General features: G+C 72.2%; 14 protein-coding genes. 12 read left to right on the top strand and 2 right to left on the bottom strand.

All coding sequences use genetic code 11. The features are described 5' to 3' along the window. Window positions 1-5: 5 nt before the first annotated feature. From ACBJ59_RS55530 to ACBJ59_RS55515, 4 genes are all read left to right on the top strand, one after another. Window positions 6-908: an N-acetylmuramic acid 6-phosphate etherase gene (locus ACBJ59_RS55530; RefSeq protein WP_375118105.1), complete on the top strand. Its 903-nt coding sequence runs from the start codon at window positions 6-8 to the stop codon at window positions 906-908. Continuing rightward, window positions 905-2,053 (top strand): N-acetylglucosamine kinase, encoded by a 1,149-nt coding sequence (locus ACBJ59_RS55525; RefSeq protein ID WP_375118061.1) that lies wholly within the window; start codon window positions 905-907, stop codon window positions 2,051-2,053. The genes ACBJ59_RS55530 and ACBJ59_RS55525 overlap by 4 nt, the downstream gene beginning before the upstream one ends. A gap of 123 nt (window positions 2,054-2,176) precedes the next feature. After that, window positions 2,177-4,156 carry a hypothetical protein gene (locus ACBJ59_RS55520; RefSeq protein WP_375118060.1) on the top strand — a complete coding sequence of 660 codons (1,980 nt, stop codon included), beginning with the start codon at window positions 2,177-2,179 and terminating at the stop codon, window positions 4,154-4,156. Between the two features lie 97 nt (window positions 4,157-4,253). Further along, a complete protein-coding gene (locus ACBJ59_RS55515; RefSeq protein WP_375118059.1) occupies window positions 4,254-4,802 on the top strand; it encodes a YciI family protein in 549 nt (182 codons plus the stop codon). A gap of 57 nt (window positions 4,803-4,859) precedes the next feature. Here the strand turns inward: ACBJ59_RS55515 and ACBJ59_RS55510 are convergent, their stop codons facing one another. Continuing rightward, entirely contained in the window at window positions 4,860-5,741 is an 882-nt protein-coding gene (locus ACBJ59_RS55510) for a helix-turn-helix domain-containing protein (RefSeq protein WP_375118058.1), read from the bottom strand. 101 nt (window positions 5,742-5,842) lie between these two features. Here ACBJ59_RS55510 and ACBJ59_RS55505 point away from each other — a divergent pair, with 101 nt between their 5' ends. Beyond that, on the top strand, window positions 5,843-6,634 hold the full coding sequence (locus tag ACBJ59_RS55505) for a phytanoyl-CoA dioxygenase family protein (protein WP_375118057.1): 792 nt from the start codon (window positions 5,843-5,845) through the stop codon (window positions 6,632-6,634). Window positions 6,635-6,837: 203 nt separating this feature from the next. On the opposite strand, the gene ACBJ59_RS55500 is transcribed toward ACBJ59_RS55505, so the two are convergent. Next, entirely contained in the window at window positions 6,838-7,980 is a 1,143-nt protein-coding gene (locus ACBJ59_RS55500) for a mandelate racemase/muconate lactonizing enzyme family protein (RefSeq protein WP_375118056.1), read from the bottom strand. A gap of 162 nt (window positions 7,981-8,142) precedes the next feature. Between ACBJ59_RS55500 and ACBJ59_RS55495 the strand changes: the two genes are divergently transcribed. From ACBJ59_RS55495 to ACBJ59_RS55465, 7 genes are all read left to right on the top strand, one after another. Further along, window positions 8,143-9,114 (top strand): LacI family DNA-binding transcriptional regulator, encoded by a 972-nt coding sequence (locus ACBJ59_RS55495; RefSeq protein WP_375118055.1) that lies wholly within the window; start codon window positions 8,143-8,145, stop codon window positions 9,112-9,114. A 92-nt stretch (window positions 9,115-9,206) separates the two neighbouring features. Next, window positions 9,207-10,568, top strand: coding sequence for an ABC transporter substrate-binding protein (locus tag ACBJ59_RS55490; protein ID WP_375118054.1), 1,362 nt, complete (start codon window positions 9,207-9,209; stop codon window positions 10,566-10,568). Window positions 10,569-10,594: 26 nt separating this feature from the next. After that, on the top strand, window positions 10,595-11,545 hold the full coding sequence (locus tag ACBJ59_RS55485) for a carbohydrate ABC transporter permease (protein WP_375118053.1): 951 nt from the start codon (window positions 10,595-10,597) through the stop codon (window positions 11,543-11,545). Beyond that, window positions 11,542-12,393, top strand: coding sequence for a carbohydrate ABC transporter permease (locus ACBJ59_RS55480; RefSeq protein ID WP_375118052.1), 852 nt, complete (start codon window positions 11,542-11,544; stop codon window positions 12,391-12,393). Before ACBJ59_RS55485 ends, ACBJ59_RS55480 begins: the two co-directional genes overlap by 4 nt. Before the next feature lie 22 nt (window positions 12,394-12,415). Beyond that, on the top strand, window positions 12,416-14,671 hold the full coding sequence (locus ACBJ59_RS55475; RefSeq protein WP_375118051.1) for a hypothetical protein: 2,256 nt from the start codon (window positions 12,416-12,418) through the stop codon (window positions 14,669-14,671). Further along, on the top strand, window positions 14,668-16,905 hold the full coding sequence (locus ACBJ59_RS55470; protein ID WP_375118050.1) for an FAD-dependent oxidoreductase: 2,238 nt from the start codon (window positions 14,668-14,670) through the stop codon (window positions 16,903-16,905). Before ACBJ59_RS55475 ends, ACBJ59_RS55470 begins: the two co-directional genes overlap by 4 nt. After that, on the top strand, window positions 16,902-17,762 hold the full coding sequence (locus ACBJ59_RS55465; protein WP_375118049.1) for an NAD-dependent epimerase/dehydratase family protein: 861 nt from the start codon (window positions 16,902-16,904) through the stop codon (window positions 17,760-17,762). Before ACBJ59_RS55470 ends, ACBJ59_RS55465 begins: the two co-directional genes overlap by 4 nt. Window positions 17,763-17,767 lie beyond the last annotated feature (5 nt).

The following is a 17,767-nucleotide window of genomic DNA, read 5'->3' as shown; positions in this document are numbered from 1 at the left end:
GCACGATGCCCCAGGTGGCACCACCGACCGAACGCCGCAACCCGCGCACCGCCGACATCGACACGCTGGAGTCGGCGGACGTCCTCCGGCTGCTGCTGGACGAGGACGCCAGGGCGGTCGAGGCCGCCCACGCCGCCACCGGGCCGCTCGCCCGGGCGGTCGACGAGGCGCACCTGCGGCTGGGCCGCGGCGGCGGCGTGCACTACTTCGGCGCCGGCGCGTCGGGGCGTCTGGCGGTGCTGGACGCCACCGAGATCACACCGACGTTCGGGGTGGCGCGCGAGCTGTTCACGGCGCACTTCGCCGGCGGGCCCGGCGCGCTCACCGACTCGTCCGTCGACCGGGAGGACGCGGAAGAGCTCGGCGCCGCCGACGCCGCGACGCTCGGCGAGAGCAGCGTGGCGATCGGGATCACGGCCTCCGGGTCCACCCCGTACGTGGCCGGTGCGCTGCGCGCGGCCCGGGCGGCGGGCGCGCTCACCGTGCTGATCACCTGCAATCCCGCCGCGCCGCTGCGCGAGCTGGCCGAGATCCTCGTCGTCGCCGACACCGGCCCGGAGGCGCTCACCGGGTCCACCCGGCTCAAGGCGGGCACGGCGACCAAGGTGCTGCTGAACGCGTTCTCGACGGCGCTCATGATCAAGGCGGGGCGGACGTACTCGAACCTCATGGTCGGGCTGGTCGCCACCAACGCCAAGCTGGAGGCACGGGCCGTGAGCCTGCTCGTGGAGGCGACCGGGGAGGACGCCGCGGCCTGCCGCGCCGCGCTGGCCGAGGCGGACGGGCGGATCCCGGAGGCGCTCGTGCGGCTGCTCACGGGCTGCCCGCCGGAGCGGGCGCGGGCCGCGCTCGCCGCGCATCCCGGCGTCCGCGCGGCCGTCGCCGCGCTGGGCGGGCACGCCGGATGAGCGGCGTGGTGGGTGTGGACGTCGGCGGTGGAGGCATCAGGGTCCGCATCGAGAGCGGGGGGTGGACCGCGTACGGCGAGGACGCGGCGCCGGTGCCCCGCACCGGGGGCCGGGTCGATCTCGACCGGCTCGCCACCGGGATCGCCACGGTCGTCGAGCACGCCACCTGGACCCCTGACGGGCAGGCGGGCAACGCCCCGCCTGCCCGGGACGCGCACGCCGAGAGCGCCGTCCGGGCCCATGACGCGCACGCCGAGAGCGCCGTCCGGACCGGGCGTGCCGGCGGCGCGGCACCGGTCCCGGACAGGGGCGCCACGGCGGTGGCGATCCCCGAGCGGTTCGCCGCGATGGCCGTCGGGGTGACCGGGCTGCCGGGGCTGGTCAGGGATCCGGAGACGTTGTGGCGGGCGTTGCGCGGGCGGTTCGGGCTCGACGCGCTCGCGGTCGCGGGGGACACGGTCACCACGCACGTCGGCGCGCTCGGGTTCCGGCCCGGGGTGGTCGTCGCCGCCGGGACCGGCGTCATCACGCTGGGCACCGACCTGGACCGCGTCTGGAACCAGTCCGACGGCTGGGGTCACCTGCTCGGCGACCACGGCAGCGGCGCGTGGATCGGCAGGCACGGCCTCCAGGCCGCCCTGCGCGCCCACGACGGCCGGACCGGCGGGTCGCCCGCCCTGCTGGAACGGCTGACCGCCCGCTTCGGCCACCCCCTGGACCTGGTGGCACTCGTCTACGAATCGGCCTCGCCCGCACACCACCTGGCGTCGTTCGCGCCGTCGGTCGCCGACGCGGCCCGCGCCGGGGATCCGGTCGCGCGTGGCATCTGGGACGAAGCCGGACGGCAGCTCGGCCAGACCGCCGTCGCCGCCGCGACCGGACTCGAACCGGTCTTCTCCTGGGGAGGACGCCTCTTCGACGCGGCCGACCTGCTGATGAAGCCGTTCCAGAGCACCGTGCGCGCCCTGCTGCCCGCCGCCCGTTTCACGCCGCCGCAGGGCACCTCGGCGGATGGCGCGCTCGCCCTGGCCAGGGCCGCCGCCGGCGGCGAGGTCCGGGCGCGGCACCCGTACCTTTACGTCTTCTCCGCTGATCGGGGCCGGACGGGCGCCGCAGCCGCGCCACCGTCTCCCCTTACTCGCTGATCGTGCCCGGACCGCCTCGGGGGGTCACGCGACGGACGATCAGGGCAGCACGGTTGCCAAGCCGGTGATGACCTTGGAGCATCTCCTTACCGACGCGTGCGACGTTCCAGGAGTGCCCCTGTGATGATCGAGGATCTTTCCGAGCCGGAACGCGCCCTCTGGGAGGCGTTCCCCGCGGCGCGTCCGGTAGATCTCCCCGGCTCCCCGGTTCGGGCCGCGGTCATCGCGCGGCTGCTGCTCGGGGCCCAGGAGCGCCTTCCAGGGCAGACGCCCGGCGTGCGTCTGTCCGGAGCCCGGATCGCCGGCCGGCTGGACCTGTCGTACGCCGAGGTCCAGCACCCGCTGATCTTGACCGGCTGCGACTTCGAGGAAGCGCCGGTCCTCACCGGAGCCCGCACCGGCCTGGTGGACCTCTCGGTTTCCCGGTTACCCGGGCTGCGGGCCGGAGACGCCGTGATCGGCGGGGGCCTGCGCCTGGAAGGGTGCCGGATGGACGGCCCGGTTCAGGTCGGCGGGGCGCACGTGTCCGGGACGCTGGATCTCAGCGGTACGGCGATCAACGCCGATCTGGCCGTCGACGCCGCCGGCCTGATCGTCGACCGGGACCTGCTGTGCGCGAACGCCGTCATCGACGGTGAGATCCGCATGGCGGGCGCCCGGATCGCCGGGACGATGATCCTCGACGGCGCGCAGGTCGGGCGGCCGGGCGGCGGCAGCCTCACCGCCGACGGGACCGTCATCGACGGCGGGTTGTCGTGCGGCCACGGCTTCCGCTCGTACGGCGAGCTGAGCGTGCAGGACGCCCGGGTGGGACGCACGTGCGCGTTCAGCGGAGCTCGGCTGTCCAATCCCTCCGGCGTCGCCCTCAACGCGGAGAGGCTCACCGTCGAGGGTGGGCTGCTGCTGAATGAGAGCTTCACCGCCGAGGGCGAGGTCCTCCTGCGGGGGGCCCGCGTGGCCGGTTCGCTCTCACTCGCTCACGCGACCCTCGTCAATCCGGGAGAACGCGCGCTCAACGCGCCGCTGATGGAGCTCGGCAGCGGGCTGCGCGCCACACCGGGCTTCGTGGCCACCGGGGAGGTCTTCCTGGACTCGACGCAGGTCCGCGGATCGGTCAACGTCGACGGCGGGCAGCTGTCCAACCCGGGTGCGACGGCGCTCTCACTGCGGCGGCTGGGGGTGACCGGCAGGCTCAGCTGCAGCGAGGCCTTCAGCGCCGATGGGGAGATCGTGCTCATAGACGCCAGGGTCGAGGGCAGCGTGGCCTTCCACGGCGCTGTCCTCAGCAATCCTGGCGGGAGGGTCCTGTCCCTGTGGCAGGTGATCGCGGGCGGTGGCGTCGACTGCTGCGAAGGCTTCACGGCCAAGGGAACCCTCTCGATCAGAGACTCCCGGATCGCCACCACCCTGTGCTTCGCGGAGACCACCATCGACGGTGACCTTCACCTGCGTGGCGTCCAGGCGGCTTCGCTGAGGATAGGGCCGGAGACCGTCCTGCTCGGCGCCGTCGATCTTCGCCACACCCGGGTCGGCGTGCTCGACGACGTTCCCGGCCGGTGGCCCGATCGGCTCCGGCTGAACGGTTTCACCTACGACAACCTGGAGGCTCTCCTGCCTGTCCAGGAGCGCCTTGACTGGCTGGCCAAGGAGGGTTACCTGCCCCAACCGTACGAGCAGTTGGCCACCGTCTACCGCAGGCACGGTCACGACGAAGCCGCCAGGGACGTGCTGCTGGCCAAACAGCGGCGCCGTCGGGCGGGGCAACGGCTCGGGGCGCGGCTCTGGGGGTATCTGCAGGACTGGACCGTCGGGTACGGCTACCGCCCGTTCCGTGCCGCGCTCTGGCTCGCGGCCCTGCTCCTCATGGGTACGCTCGCCTTCACCGCCCACCACCCGGTGGCCTTCAAGCCGGCCGAGGCGCCCCCCTTCAACGCCTTCCTCTACACCCTGGACCTGCTGCTCCCGATCATCAGCTTCGGCCAGGAGGGCGCTTTCGGCGCGCGCGGCACACATCAGTGGCTCGCCGCCGCGATGATCGCCGCGGGGTGGATCCTCGCGACGACCATCCTGGCGGGCCTCACCCGCGCGCTCTCCCGCCAGTAGCCCGGGACGCTCGCGGGCTTGTGTGCGGGGATGTCGGCGGTCAGGGCGACCCAGTGGTCAGACGGGGAGTTCCCCGCCCGTGGTAGGTACTCCTGCCATGGAGTTCTTCTGTTATCACCGGGACCGGCCTGACTCCGCGGCGCTGCGCGAGGAGTTGCTGGAAGCGCACTGGTCCTACATGGACCGGTACGCGGCGGAGCTGATCGCCCGTGGCCCGACCTTCGCCCGCGGCGGCGAAACGGCCACCGGCAGCGTGCACATCGTCGACCTGCCGGATCCCGCCACCGCGCGCGCGTTCGCCTTCGACGAGCCCAACTACCAGGCCGGGGTGTACCGGGATGTGATGTTGCGTCGCTGGCGGAACGTGCTGGGGCGCACCATGTGGGACTTCCCCGGCGGCCGGGAAGGCGGCCACCGGTATCTGGTGCTGGGCCTCGGCTCCGGGCAGGCCGCGGACCTCCTCCCGCCGCCCGACCGGGCCGACCTGATCGCGTACGGGCCGCTGCTGTCCGACGACGGCGCCGCCTGGCTGGGTACGGCGGCCCTGGTCCGGGCTCCGGACCCGGACGCGGCACGCGCCGTCCTGACCCTGGACCGGTACGCCGGCATCGAGGTCCACGACTGGGAGTTCGGCGGGCGACGCTGATGAGCAGGTGACCGTGCCGGCGCGCTCGGGCGCGGACCCGTGAGCCCGCGGAGCGCATCAGGATCCCCGCTGAGCACGGGCGGCCGATCGGCTGCGCCGCCGGTATTCGGTGGGTGTCAGCCCGACCAGCGTCCGGAAGCGGCGGGCGAAGTAGGTCGGGTCGTCCCAGCCGACGGCGGCGCCGACCCGGGCGGCCGGCAGGGTCGACTGCGCCAGCAACGTGGCGGCGCGCTCGGCCCGCAGCCGGGCCAGGAAGCCCAGTGGCGTCAGCCCGACGTGCCGCCGGAACAGCCGGCCGAGGTGGGTGGGATCCAGGTTGATCGATCGGGCGAGCTCGTCCAGCCGCCACGGGTGGGCGGGCGCCGCCTCGAGCCGGGCGATGGTGGCGGCGACGGCGGGGTGGACGGCGGGCTCGATCGTCTGCTGCCCGGGGTCACGGCCGTCGGCCAGGATGCCGAGCACGGTGACCAGTCGGCCCAGCACGCGGCCCGGCCGGCTCTGCTCGGCCCCGAGGTCCCGTTCGAGCAGGGTGATCTCCGCGATGGCCTCCTCGGCGGCGGCCGGATCGGCGGTCGTGACCGCCACGCCGTGCGTGCCGGAGGCCACTGGGTCGGTCCACAGCATCCGGCGCAGCATCGGGAGGTCGTGCAGCGCCGCCAGGTCGGCCCGTAGCGCCTGGGCGGACAGGCAGCAGTTGGCGACGGTCAGGCCGGCGCAGTCGCGGAACCCGTGCCAGGCACCGGGGCGGAGCACGATGACCTGCCCGCGCCGCAGCGGATGCTCGCCCTGGCTGGTCACGTGCCGGCCGTGACCGGCTCCGATCACGGCGATCTCGAGGAAGTCGTGCGCGTGCGGCTCGATGTCGAGATCCAGGTGGTGGACACCTGCCAGGACCGGGTCCCCGGCGAACAGCGCGTGCTCGTGCAGCGTGGCAGGCATGTCGGGATCGTACGACCACACGCCGGGATCGGCCTAGCCCCGGGCGGCACGCTACGACGACGCTTGGAGCATCCCAACGGCAAGAACCTCGGAGGTCAGTGATGGCGACGACCACGACCCGGCAGCCCGGCAGCGATGTCGGCCCCGACGGCCGGGTGCCGGACGAGCTGGTGGCGGCGTATCGCGAACACGGTTTCGTCCGAGTGCGTGGCGTTCTCGAGCCCGGCCGGATCGAGCGCTTCCGGGCCGGCGCCGAGGCGTTCCTGCGGGCGCACCGCGCGGAGAGCCTGGAGACGCGAGGCGTCTTCAGCCAGCTGGTCAACGTCTGGCGACAGGACCGGACGCTTCGGGAGCTCACGCTCGACCGGCGGCTCGGCCGGATCGCCGAGCAGCTCGCCGGGTTCCCGCTGCGGCTCTGGCACGACCAGATGCTGGTCAAGGAGCCGCACAACAACGCCGCCACCGAGTTCCACCAGGACCGCCCGTACTGGCCGCACGCGGGCGACCGGCTCCCGCTGTCGGCGTGGATAGCGCTGGTCGACGTTCCCCCGGAACGGGGGTGCATGACCTTCCTGCCCGGCACCCAGCATCGGACCGGCCTGCGCCCGCAGGACCTCCACCGCGAGGAGGACCTGTTCGAGATGGACCCGTCCCTGCGCTGGATCCCCCGGGTCACGGTGCCGCTCCGCGCCGGCGACTGCACCTTCCACAGCGGCTACACCGGCCACATGGCGCTGCCCAACCGCACCGATCAGGCCCGGTTCGCGCACGTCGTCATCTACATGGACGAGGCGACCCGCTACAGCGGGACCGAGCACATCGTGACAGATCCCCTCGGGCTCGCCGTGGGTGCCGGGTTGGACGGCGACGCCTTCCCCCGCCCCTGGGCCTAGATCACCACTTGTTCGGGCAGACCCGGATGGTGCGGGTCGAGAACGACCGGATCGAGATGGACCGGGTCTTCGGTGCGATCCGCCCGTTCGCGAGGCGCTTCACGGTGAAGACGCCGGGACGGCCCCGGAATGGGGGGTGAACCCGACGGCGGCCATGGCGACGCCCATGGCGAGCGCGCCCGCGAGGGCGGAACGCCGAAGGCTCACCAGTTGGTGAAGGCCCCGTCCGGAGTCCGCAGGTGCGGGCGCTCGGCGGCGACGGCCTGGTAGCGGCGGGCCGCGGTCCGGTCGAGGTCCACGCCGAGCCCGGGCAGCTCCGGCAGCTCCACGCGCCCGGCCCTGATCGTGGGCCGGGCCGTGAACAGCGCGTCGATCGCGGGCTCAGGCGGGGCCTGGTGCTCCTGGACCGCGGCGTTCGGGGTCGCGAGGTTCAGGTGCAGCGAGGAGGCCGCGGTCACCGGGCCGAGCGGGTTGTGGGTGGCGAGCCTGATGTAGTGCGTCTCGCACATCGCCGCGATCTTCCTGGCCTCGGTGAGCCCGGCCGCCACGGCCACGTCCACGCGGGCGTAGTCGATCAGGTCCGGCTCCACCAGGCGCTGAAACTCCCACTTCGAGCCGAACTGCTCGCCCGCCGCCAGCGGCACCGCCGTACGGGCCCTGAGCATGCGGTAGGCGTCCAGGCCCTCGCTGCGCAGCGGGTCCTCCACGAAGTACGGCCGCGCCGGCTCGATCTCCCTGCACAGCGTGACCGCCTCGGGCGGGTCGAACCTGGTGTGCACGTCGAGGATCAGCTCCACCTCCTCGCCCACCACCTCCCGCATCCGGTGGAACAGCGCGATCCCCGCCCGCATCGAGGCCCGCTGGTCGAGCACCCCGTCCGGCGCGTGCGGCACCGCGAAGCGAAGGTGCCGCCAGCCGTCGGAGACCAGGCCGCGCGCCTTGTCCAGGAACGCCTCCACGTCGTGGTAGTCGTCGCCCAGGTGCGTGTAGGCCGGCACGTGGTCGCGCACCCGCCCGCCGAACAGCTCGTAGACCGGCACGCCGAGGGCTTTGCCGCGGATGTCCCACAGGGCCACGTCCACTGCGGCGATCGCGGCCGACAGGAACCGGTCGGCGGGGAAGAACCCGCGCCGGAACAGCACCTGCCACAAGTGCTCGATCCTGGTGGGGTCCTCGCCGATCAGGAGCTCGCCCAGGTGCTCGATGCCCCCGGCCACGGCCTTCTGCCTCGATCTGATGCCGACCTCGCCCAGGCCGTACAGGCCCTCGTCGGTGTCGATGACCAGCAGCATCATGCTGTCGCCGTGATCGGGCAGGGTGAGCAGTTCCCAGCCGGTGATCTTCATCTGACTCCTTTGAAAACGATCCCGCAAACACTCAGGGATGCATCATGACAGAGCACCGCAGAGTTGAATAGGTCAGGGATTTTCCTGGATGAAACACTCTTGACGCATTCCGGGAACGTTTGCAACGATCCTCCCAACCAGTGACACGGGAGGGCGGAACCGGTGGCGGTAACGATCAAGCAGGTGGCGAGCGCGGCCGGGGTGTCCGTCTCGACGGTCTCCCGCGCGTTCACCGCGCCGGAGCAGGTGCAGCCGCAGACCCTGCAGCGCGTCCGCGAGGCGGCGGCCGATCTGGGCTACTCGCCCAACCCCGCCGCCCGCTCACTGCGCGGCGGCAGGACGGGGTCGATCGGTCTGATCATCCCCGACATAGCGAACCCGTTCTTCCCGCCGATCTTCAAGGCGATGCAGGCCCGCGCCAGGCGGCTCGGCTACACCGTGCTGGCCGCCGACACCGACGAGCGCGAGTACGACGAGCTGGAGACCATCGCCGCGGTGTCCAAGCAGGTGGACGGCCTGATCCTGTGGGCGTCCACCCTGCCGGCGGAACGGCTGCGCGAGCTCGGCGCCGAGATGCCCACCGTCCTGGTCAACCGGCACGTCGAAGGGCTGCCCGAGCTGCGCATCTCCCTGTCGCAGGGGATCGCGCAGGCCGCCGAGCACCTCAAGGCGTACGGGCACACCCGGTGCGTCTTCGTCAACGCCGAGCACGGCGAGCACGGCCGCGGCAAGTCCATCAGGGAGGTCTTCGAGGCCCACGACCTGACGCTGACCGAGCTCGGCCCGTACGACCCCCGCTTCGAGACCGGCGTGCACGCGGCGACGCTCGTCGCGGCGGGCGAGGCGACGGCGGTGCTCGCGCACAACGACCTGGTGGCGCTCGGAGTGCTGCACCAGTTCGCCAAGCTCGGCATCGGCGTGCCCGACCGGGTGAGCGTGATCGGAATAGACGACACGCTGCTCGCCGCCACCTCCACCCCGTCGCTCACCACGATCAGGATCTCGGCCGACGAGGTCGCCACCCGGGCCGCCGACCTGCTCATCAACACCATCACGGGCAGGGGCGAGGCGCGGACCGTCGAGATCGGCTCGCGCCTGATCCCCCGAGCCTCCACGGGCCCCGCCCCCGGCTGAGCCCTCCCTCCCTTCAGCGAAACCCCTTTCCGGCACGGCCGCCGCGCCCTGCCGCCATCTCGACGTGCGCCACCTCCACCACAGGAGTCATCATGAAGCTGACCGCCGGCCTCCTCGGCTGCGCCGTACTCACCACGGCGCTGACCGGATGCGGGTCCCCCTCCTCCGGCGAGCCCGGAACCGTCGTGATCCGGGTCCAGGGCATGCCTCCCGCCACGGACAAACCGGGTCTGGAGCAGTTCAAGAAGATGGTGGCGGAGTTCGAGAGGCAGAATCCCGGGATCAAGGTGCAGGGCTCGACCACAGTGTTCGACCCGCTCACGTTCTCCGCCAAGCTGGCGGGCGGCAAGGTCGAAGAGGTGATCAAGGTCCCGCTGACCGAGCCGCAGGGCCTCATCGCCCGCAAGCAGGTCAGGCCGCTCACCAATGAGCTGTCGGGGTGGGCCCACTACAAGGAGTTCAACCCCCAGGTCCTGCGCCCGCTCAGCGACGCGGCCGGCGAGGTGTACGGCGTCCCGCAGGCGCCCTTCGCCCAGGGCCTGGTCTACAACCGCGACCTGTTCACCAAGGCCGGGCTCGACCCCGACAAGCCGCCGAAGACGTGGGACGAGGTCCGCACCGCGGCCAAGGCCATCGCCGACAAGACCGGCAAGGCGGGCTTCGTCCACGAGTCGAAGAGCAACCAGGGCGGCTGGCAGCTCACCATGCTCGCCTACGCGCACGGCGGCGAGATCGAGCGCGAAGAGGGCGGCAGGCACGTGGCCGCCTTCAACGCCGACCCGGTGAAGAAGGCGCTGGGCCTGCTCAAGGAGATGCGCTGGACGGACGACTCCATGGGCGACTCGCAGCTCAACGACCAGAACGACGTGATCAAGCGGTTCGCCGCAGGTGAGATCGGCATGTACATGGGCACGCCGGGCACCTACCGGCTGGCCAAGATGACGTACGGGATGGAGAACACCGACGCGTTCGGCGTCGGCCCGCTCCCGCAGGCCGGCGGGAACGCCACGCTGACCGGCGGCGACGTCTACCTGGTGCCCAAGTCCGTGACGGCGGAGAAGGCCGCCGCGGCGGTGAAGTGGCTGCTGTTCGCCTACGCCGAGCCGCAGCACGACCCGGCCGTGGCCGCCTCCAGGGCCAAGCAGCTGGCCGCCGACCCCGAGTCCGCGGTCGGGGTGCCCACGCTGCCGATGTTCGACGCCACGCAGCAGGCCAGGATCGACGAGGCCGTCAAGCCGTACGTGAACGTCAAGCTCGAGCACTTCCGCCCGTGGCTGGAGGGCACCCCGTCGCTCACCCTGCGCCCCGAGCCCGCCGTCCAGGCCCAGCAGGTGTACGCGGTGCTCGACACAGTGGTCCAGGCGGTGCTCACCGACAAGAACGCGTCCGTGGAAGACCTGCTGGCCAAGGCGGAGACGGACGTCAACGCCAAGCTCGCGGCGGCCAGGCAGTGAGTGCCGGCCGCACCGGGACGCCCACCGTGTCCCCGCCCACCGTGTCCCCGCCCGCCGTGTCCCCACCCGCCGCGTCCGCGGTCCGGGCGGAGCCCACGAGACCGGCGGTCAGGAAGGGCCGGCACACGCTGACCGCGCTGGTGTTCCTGGTCCCGGCGCTGGTGGTGTTCGGGGTGTTCTCCTGGTGGCCGATCGTCAGAGGCCTGCTCATCAGCTTCCAGGAGACGAACCTGGTCGACCCCGCCGCCTGGGTCGGCCTGGACAACTTCCGCGCCCTGTTCGCCGACCCGCTGCTGGGCACGGCCGTCGCCAACACGCTGGTGTTCGTCGGGCTGGCACTGCTCATCGGCTTCCCCGCGCCGCTGGTGCTGGCCGTGGTGCTGTCCACCGTGCGCAGAGGCGCGGGCGTCTACCGCTTCCTCGTCTACCTGCCCGTGGTGGTGCCGCCCGTGGTGGCGATCCTGCTCTGGAAGTGGTTCTACGACCCGGGGCACGGCCTGTTCAACGGGCTGCTCGGCCTCGTGGGGCTGGGGCCCTACCCGTGGCTGGACTCGCCGGACACGGCGATGGTCAGCCTGGTCCTGCAGTCCACCTGGGCGGGCATGGGCGGCGCGGTGCTGATCTACCTGGCCGCGATCGTCGGCGTCCCGTCCGAGCTGTACGAGGCCGCCCAGATGGACGGGGCCTCCATCCGGACGCGCGTGTGGCACATCACGCTTCCCCAGCTCCGCCCGGTGATCGGCCTGCTGCTGCTCATGCAGCTCATCAACACCATGCAGGTCTTCACCGAACCGTACGTCTTCACCGGCGGCGGCCCGGAGAACGCCACGCTCACCGTCCTGCTGCTGATCTTCAGGTACGCCTTCCAGGACGGCGCCTACGGTCAGGCGGCGGCGCTGTCGTTCCTGCTGGCGATCGTCCTCGGCCTGCTGTCGGCCGTCTACCTGCGGGCCACCAGGAGCTGGAGCGCGTCATGAGCCTGATCTCACCTGTCGAGGAGCGCCGCCCGGCGGTCAGGGCGGGGCTGCGCACGATCCAGGCGCTCACGCTGGCCTTCCTGGTCCTGATCGGCCTCGGCCCGCTCTACATGACGGTCAAGGGCGCCGTGTCGCCGAGCGCCGACCTGATCTCCAAGCCGCTCGACCTGTGGCCCGCCGACCCGCGCCCGGAGAACTTCGCCACCGCCTGGGACGACCTCGGCATCGGCCACTACCTCCTCAACACCGTGCAGGTGGTGGGCGGTTCGTGGGCGGTGCAGCTCGTCGTGGCGATCACCGCGGGCTTCGCGCTGTCGGTGCTGCGACCCTGGTTCGGCAAGTACGTCTACGGCGCGATCCTGGCCACGATGTTCGTGCCCTACACGGTCTCGATGACCAGCCTGTTCCTGACGGTCATCGACCTGGGGCTGGTGGACTCGTACTGGTCGATCTGGCTGCCCTCCGGCGCCTATGCGTTCAACGTGCTGCTGGCCAAGCGGTTCTTCGACGCGCTGCCGCCCGAGCTGTTCGCGGCGGCGCGGGTGGACGGGGCGAACACGTGGCAGCTGCTGACCAGGATCGTGCTGCCGATGAGCCGGCCGATCCTGGCCGTGATCAGCCTGCTGGCCGTCATGCACAGCTGGAAGGACTTCATCTGGCCGCTCGTGGCCATCACCGATCCCGAGAAGCAGCCGATCAGCGTGGCCCTGGCCAGCCTGGCCGAGCAGGCGCCGCAGGACGAGCTGATCGCCGCCATGGCGATGGCACTGGCGCCTCCGGTGCTGGTGTTCCTGGTCTTCCAGAAGCACATCGTGGCCGGGCTCGGCTTCACCGGCATCAAGGGCTGACATTTAACGAAAGGCACCCCCCATGGCCGAAATTTCCCGTCGTATCCTCTTCCAGGCTCTCCCGGCCGCGGCCGGCGCCACCTTCGGCGCCACACCCGCCGCGGCGGCCGGCACCGCGACCGGCGGCGCCGCCGTCGCCGAGCCGATCTCCGTCCAGGCCGACGGCATCACGCTGATCGCCGAGGAGGGCGGCTCGATCCTGGTGCGCGACGACGCCGACCGCCTCCGGCTCAGCCACTTCATGATCAAGGACAGCGTGCTCGGGCAGCAGCGCACGTTCGGCGGCACGCCCTCGCTGGTGACGGTGGACGGCAAGCCCGCCATCCAGGTCGACTACGTGATGTCGGCGTCGGCCCAGCAGGTCAAGGTGCGTGGCCTGTTCACCGTCTCCGCCCGCAGGGCGCACCTGCGCTGGGAGGTGAGCGGCAGCGCCACCCTGACGCCTTCCGGCTTCATGTTCGCCAGGGCCGTGCTCGGCCCGTCGGCGCCCGAGCGGTACGTGCCCGTCACCAGGTGGACCCGCGACCCGCGCGGCGGCGTCCCGTACGAGGTCAACGCCGGCGCCCTCTACCAGGAGACCTGGACGGACACCGCCGCGTTCTTCCGCCTGGACAAGACCACGCCCGGCTTCACCAACGCCACCTGGATCCACGCCCCCGCCACCACCGGGACCGTGACCGAGGCCGAGCTGGTGCTCGGGGCGATGCGCCCGTCGGCCGCCAACGGGATCGCCACCGGGCTCCCGCTGAGCGTGGACGCCTGGTGCGACCAGCCGTTCGGCCTGTACGAGCCGAACGCGAGCATGCGGCTCAGGGCCCAGGTCGTCAACGGCTCGGCCACCGAGCGCAGCGTGCGGCTGAGCTGGTGCGCCCGCGACTTCGACGGCAGGAAGGCCGCGCACGGCGCGCTGACCAGGACGCTCGCGCCCGGCGCGGTCTGGGACGAGACGTTCACGGTCGGGGGCTCCCCGCAGGGCATTCTGTTCGCCGAGGTCAAGGCCGTCGCCGACGACACCGACGAGGCGTTCGCCCGGACGAACCTGGCCACGCTCAAGCCGTACGACTACCAGGCCGAGGGGAGGTTCGGCGTCGCCAACTACTTCTGGATGCTGGTGCCGGACAAGGAGTCGGTCGGCGCGCTGATGCGCAGGATCGGCGTGAAGTCGGTACGCATCGCCTACGACGGCGCGCCGGGCCACTCGCCCGCCGAGCTGGACGCGCTCGGCGTCCCGCACAACGTGCAGCTCGGCGGCGTCATCTTCAACGGCACGCCCGAGCAGATCGCCGCCTGGGCCGACGACCGGGCGGCGATCGCCAGGGCGTCGGGCGCCCGCTACTTCGAGGTGGCCAACGAGCTGAACAACCCGTGGATGCAGGGCAAGCGGGTGCCCGAGTACATCCGCGACGGGCTCAAGCCGATCCACGACCGGCTCAAGGACTCCGGCATCAAGCTGATGAACTGCGGCCTCGGCGGCATGGACACGGTGTGGACCGCGAAGTTCATCGAGGCGGGCGGCTGGGACCTGATCGACGGGTTCGCCATCCATCCGGGGCGCGGCAACTTCACCCCCGACTACGCGCCACCGCCCGAAGAGTGGGAGCAGGGCGAGAACGGCACGTACTGGAACTTCCTCGGCGCGCTGCGGGAGGCCCGCAGGACCATCGACGAGCAGGGCGGCGGCAAGGAGCTGTGGCTCACCGAGGCGTACGCCTGCACCAGGCCGAACCGGTGGTGGAACGACAACCACCGGCAGGCGGCCGAGAACGTGCTGCTCACCCTGGCGCTGGCGGTCTCGGAGGGCGTGGACGGGGTGAACTGGTACCAGCCCCACGACAGCACGATCCACCATCCGCAGGAGGCCGACCCCGCCAACCCCGAATACCACTTCGGGCTGATGAACCGCGACACCAGCGCCAAGGCCGCGCTGCTGGCCTACGCCACGGCCACGCGGATCCTGGAGGGAGCGAGGTTCGTCCGCTGGCTGACGTTCCCCGACCCGGAGCTCAAGGGCCTGCTGTTCGACGGGTTCTCGATCCTGTGGAGCCGCAAGGACGGCTATCTCCAGCACGCGGACCACGGCACCGACCAGTGGTATCCGCACAAGGAGGCCTGGGCCGACCACTGGCCCACCAAGACCCCCCTGCTCCTGCCCGCCGGGGGCGCCACGGTCCGCGAGGTGGACTGCATCGGCCGCGAGCGCACCCTGCCTGTCTACAACGGCAAGGTGCGGGTGGTCCTGGACGGCGCGCCCCGTGTCTACTACGGATTGAGCGAATGAGACAAGAAACCGTAAGTCATGACATCACCGTCGTGGGTGGCGGCCTGGCCGGGGTGTGCGCGGCCGTCGCCGCCGCCCGGCTCGGGCGTACGGTGGCGCTGGTCGGCAACCGGCCGGTGCTGGGCGGCAACTCCAGCAGCGAGGTGCGCGTCTGGGTGTGCGGCGCGACCGGCCACGGCAAGAACCACCACGCCCGCGAGGGCGGCATCATGGGCGAGCTGCTGGTCGAGAACCAGTATCGCAACCCGCTCGGCAACCCCTACTTCTGGGACACCACGGTGCTGGACGCGGTCCGCGCCGAGCCGAACGTCTCGCTCTACCTCAACACCGACGTCCGCCTCGTGGACGCCGACGGGAGCGGGATCTCCTCCGTCACGGGCTGGATGATGGGCTCGGAGCGGCTCATCACGTTCGAGTCGTCGCTCTTCCTCGACTGCACCGGCGACGGCCTGGTCGGCCACCTCGCGGGCGCCCGTCACCGCATCGGCCGCGAGGGCCGGGCGGAGTACGGCGAGCCGTGGGCGCCCGACGAGCCCGACGACATCACGCTGGGCAGCACGCTGCTGTTCTACACGAAGGACGCGGGAGAGCCGGTCCGCTACGTCCCGCCCGGCTTCGCCAAGGACATCACCACCACCTCGATCCCCGAGCGGCGCATCATCAAGGCCGGTGACAACGGCTGCGCGTACTGGTGGATCGAGTTCGGCGGCGAGCTGGACACCGTGCACGACAACGACCGCATCAGGGACGAGCTGTGGTCGGTCGTCTACGGCATCTGGGACTACATCAAGAACTCCGGCAAGTTCGACGCCGACACGATGACGCTCGAATGGGTGGGCGCGCTGCCGGGCAAGCGGGAGTACCGCCGCCTGCTCGGCGACTACGTGCTCACCCAGCACGACGTCCTCGGCCAGACGCCGTTCGACGATCGGGTCGCGTTCGGCGGCTGGTCGATCGACCTGCACCCGCCGCAGGGCATGTACGCGACCGAGGCCGGGGCCAAGCAGCGCTACGCCGACGGCGTCTACCACATCCCCTACCGCTCGCTCTACTCGGTCAACGTGCCCAACCTGCTCATGGCCGGGCGCAACATCTCCGCCTCCCACGTGGCGTTCGGCTCGACCAGGGTGATGGCCACCTGCGCCACGATCGGCCAGGCAGCGGGCACGGCCGCGGCGCTCTGCGCCGAGCGCGGCACGCGCCCGCGCGACCTGCCGGCCGCCGACCTGCAGCGAACCCTGCTGCGCGAGGACGCCTCCATCGTCGGGCTGCCGCTCGACGACCCGGCCGACCTCGCGGGCACCGCCACCGCGTCGGCGTCGAGCACGCTGTCCCGCCTGGTGGTGGACACCCCGGCCGACCCGTGGCCGCTCGACGCGGACGCGGGGCTGGTGCTGCCCGCCGACCCGGCCCTCGGCGGCGTGCGGCTGCTGGTCGACGCGGCCGGTGACACCACGCTGACCGTCGAGCTGCACGACCCTGTGCTCGGGCAGAACTACGTGCCGCGCGAGCTCGTCACGACCGGCGCGATCCCCCTGTCCGCGGGCGAGAAGCAGTGGGTCGACCTGGGCCTGGACTGGCGGCCCGGCACGCCGCGCAACGCCTTCATCGTCGTCAGGGCCAATCCGCTGGTCCGCCTGCACGTCGCCGACCAGCCGACGCCCGGCGTGCTCTGCTTCACCCGGATCCCGCTGCGCCCGCAGGACGAGAGCCCCCAGCCGCTCCGCGAGTGGGTGGACACGGGGCTGCTGCGCCGGACGTTCTGCCTGGAGACGGGCGGCACGGAGGCGTTCGCGCCGGGCAGGGCTCTGGACGGCTATCAGCGCCCCTATGCCGGGCCGCACATGTGGGTCTCCGGCACGCTGCCCGCCAGCCTGGATCTGGAGTGGGCGGAGCCCGTGACGATCGCGCGCATCGAGGTGATCGCCGACGACGACGTGAACGAGGACCTGATCAACCTGCACCACCACCGCACCCCGTTCGAGGTGCTGCCCACGCTCGTCCGCGGCTACCGGGTCGAGGTGCGGCGGGGCGGCGCCTGGCACGCGGTGGCCGAGACCCGCGAGAACCGGCGGCGGCGCAACGTGCACGTCCTCGACGAGCCGGTGCCGGCCGACGCGCTGCGGATCGTGGTCGAGGCCACCAACGGCGCGCCGTCGGCCCACGTGGTCGCGGTCCGGGCGTACCGTCCTGAGGACGGTCCGCGCGGCGGACGGACGGGAGGCGAGCGGTGAGCGGCGGCGTGCGGCGGGTGCTGGTGACGGGCGCGGCGGGCCGCATCGGGCGGGCGGTCCTCGACCTGCTGGCCGACCGGGGGATCGCGGCCGGTGCGCTCGTCCTGGACGACCCCGGCGACCTGCCCGCCGACCTGCCCGCCGATCTGGTGGTCGTGGGAGACGCGACCGACCCGGCCGCCGTACGCGCCGCGCTGAAGGGGGCCGACGCCGTCATCCACCTCGCCGCCATCCCGACCCCGGAGCGGGAGCCGGCCGAGAAGGTGTTCGCGGTCAACACCCAGTCCACCTTCACCGTGCTCGAACAGGCGGGGCTGGCGGGGGTTCGGCAGGTGTGCGTGGCGAGCTCGCAGGCGGCCGGCGGTCTGGCGTTCGCCTCGAAAGAGCTGCACCCCGCCTACGCGCCGGTCGACCACGCCCTGCCGTCGCAGGCCGAGGACCCGTACGCGCTGTCGAAGCTGGTCGACGAGCTCACGGCGGAGACGATGGCGCGCAGGCACGGGATGAGCGTGGTCGCGCTGCGCCTGCCGTACGTGGGGGGCGTGGACGAGCGGCTGCGCGACTTCGCCGCCGCGTGCGCGGCCGACCCCGGCCTGCACGCGCGCGGGCTGTGGGCGTACCTGGAGGTGCGCGACGCGGCCCGCGCGTGCCTGCTGGCGCTCGGCGTGCCCGGGCCCGGCGCGCGGACGGTGCTGGTCGCCGCCCCTACGACGCTCGTCCCCCATCCGACCGAGGACCTGATGCGCCGCTACCATCCGACGACCGAGCTGCGCGCGCCGCTGCCCGGCCGCACGGTGCCGATCGACCTCAGCCGGTCGGCCGGGCTGCTGGGCTTCACCGCCGACTTCGTCCTTTAGGGCCG

The sequence above is a fragment of the Nonomuraea sp. MTCD27 genome (genome assembly GCF_041950495.1).
In the GTDB taxonomy this organism is placed as follows: domain Bacteria; phylum Actinomycetota; class Actinomycetes; order Streptosporangiales; family Streptosporangiaceae; genus Nonomuraea.
This window is presented reverse-complemented; position numbering and strand designations above follow the sequence as displayed.

What these genes read in the sequence shown, in the direction of transcription:
- ACBJ59_RS55490 (WP_375118054.1), top strand. Translation starts at nt 9,207, where the DNA reads ATGAAGCTGACCGCCGGCCTCCTCGGCTGCGCCGTACTCACCACGGCG.
- ACBJ59_RS55530 (WP_375118105.1), top strand. Translation starts at nt 6, where the DNA reads ATGCCCCAGGTGGCACCACCGACCGAACGCCGCAACCCGCGCACCGCC.
- ACBJ59_RS55505 (WP_375118057.1), top strand. Translation starts at nt 5,843, where the DNA reads ATGGCGACGACCACGACCCGGCAGCCCGGCAGCGATGTCGGCCCCGAC.
- ACBJ59_RS55475 (WP_375118051.1), top strand. Translation starts at nt 12,416, where the DNA reads ATGGCCGAAATTTCCCGTCGTATCCTCTTCCAGGCTCTCCCGGCCGCG.
- ACBJ59_RS55470 (WP_375118050.1), top strand. Translation starts at nt 14,668, where the DNA reads ATGAGACAAGAAACCGTAAGTCATGACATCACCGTCGTGGGTGGCGGC.
- ACBJ59_RS55515 (WP_375118059.1), top strand. Translation starts at nt 4,254, where the DNA reads ATGGAGTTCTTCTGTTATCACCGGGACCGGCCTGACTCCGCGGCGCTG.
- ACBJ59_RS55510 (WP_375118058.1), bottom strand. Translation starts at nt 5,741, where the DNA reads ATGCCTGCCACGCTGCACGAGCACGCGCTGTTCGCCGGGGACCCGGTC.
- ACBJ59_RS55525 (WP_375118061.1), top strand. Translation starts at nt 905, where the DNA reads ATGAGCGGCGTGGTGGGTGTGGACGTCGGCGGTGGAGGCATCAGGGTC.
- ACBJ59_RS55480 (WP_375118052.1), top strand. Translation starts at nt 11,542, where the DNA reads ATGAGCCTGATCTCACCTGTCGAGGAGCGCCGCCCGGCGGTCAGGGCG.
- ACBJ59_RS55500 (WP_375118056.1), bottom strand. Translation starts at nt 7,980, where the DNA reads ATGAAGATCACCGGCTGGGAACTGCTCACCCTGCCCGATCACGGCGAC.
- ACBJ59_RS55520 (WP_375118060.1), top strand. Translation starts at nt 2,177, where the DNA reads ATGATCGAGGATCTTTCCGAGCCGGAACGCGCCCTCTGGGAGGCGTTC.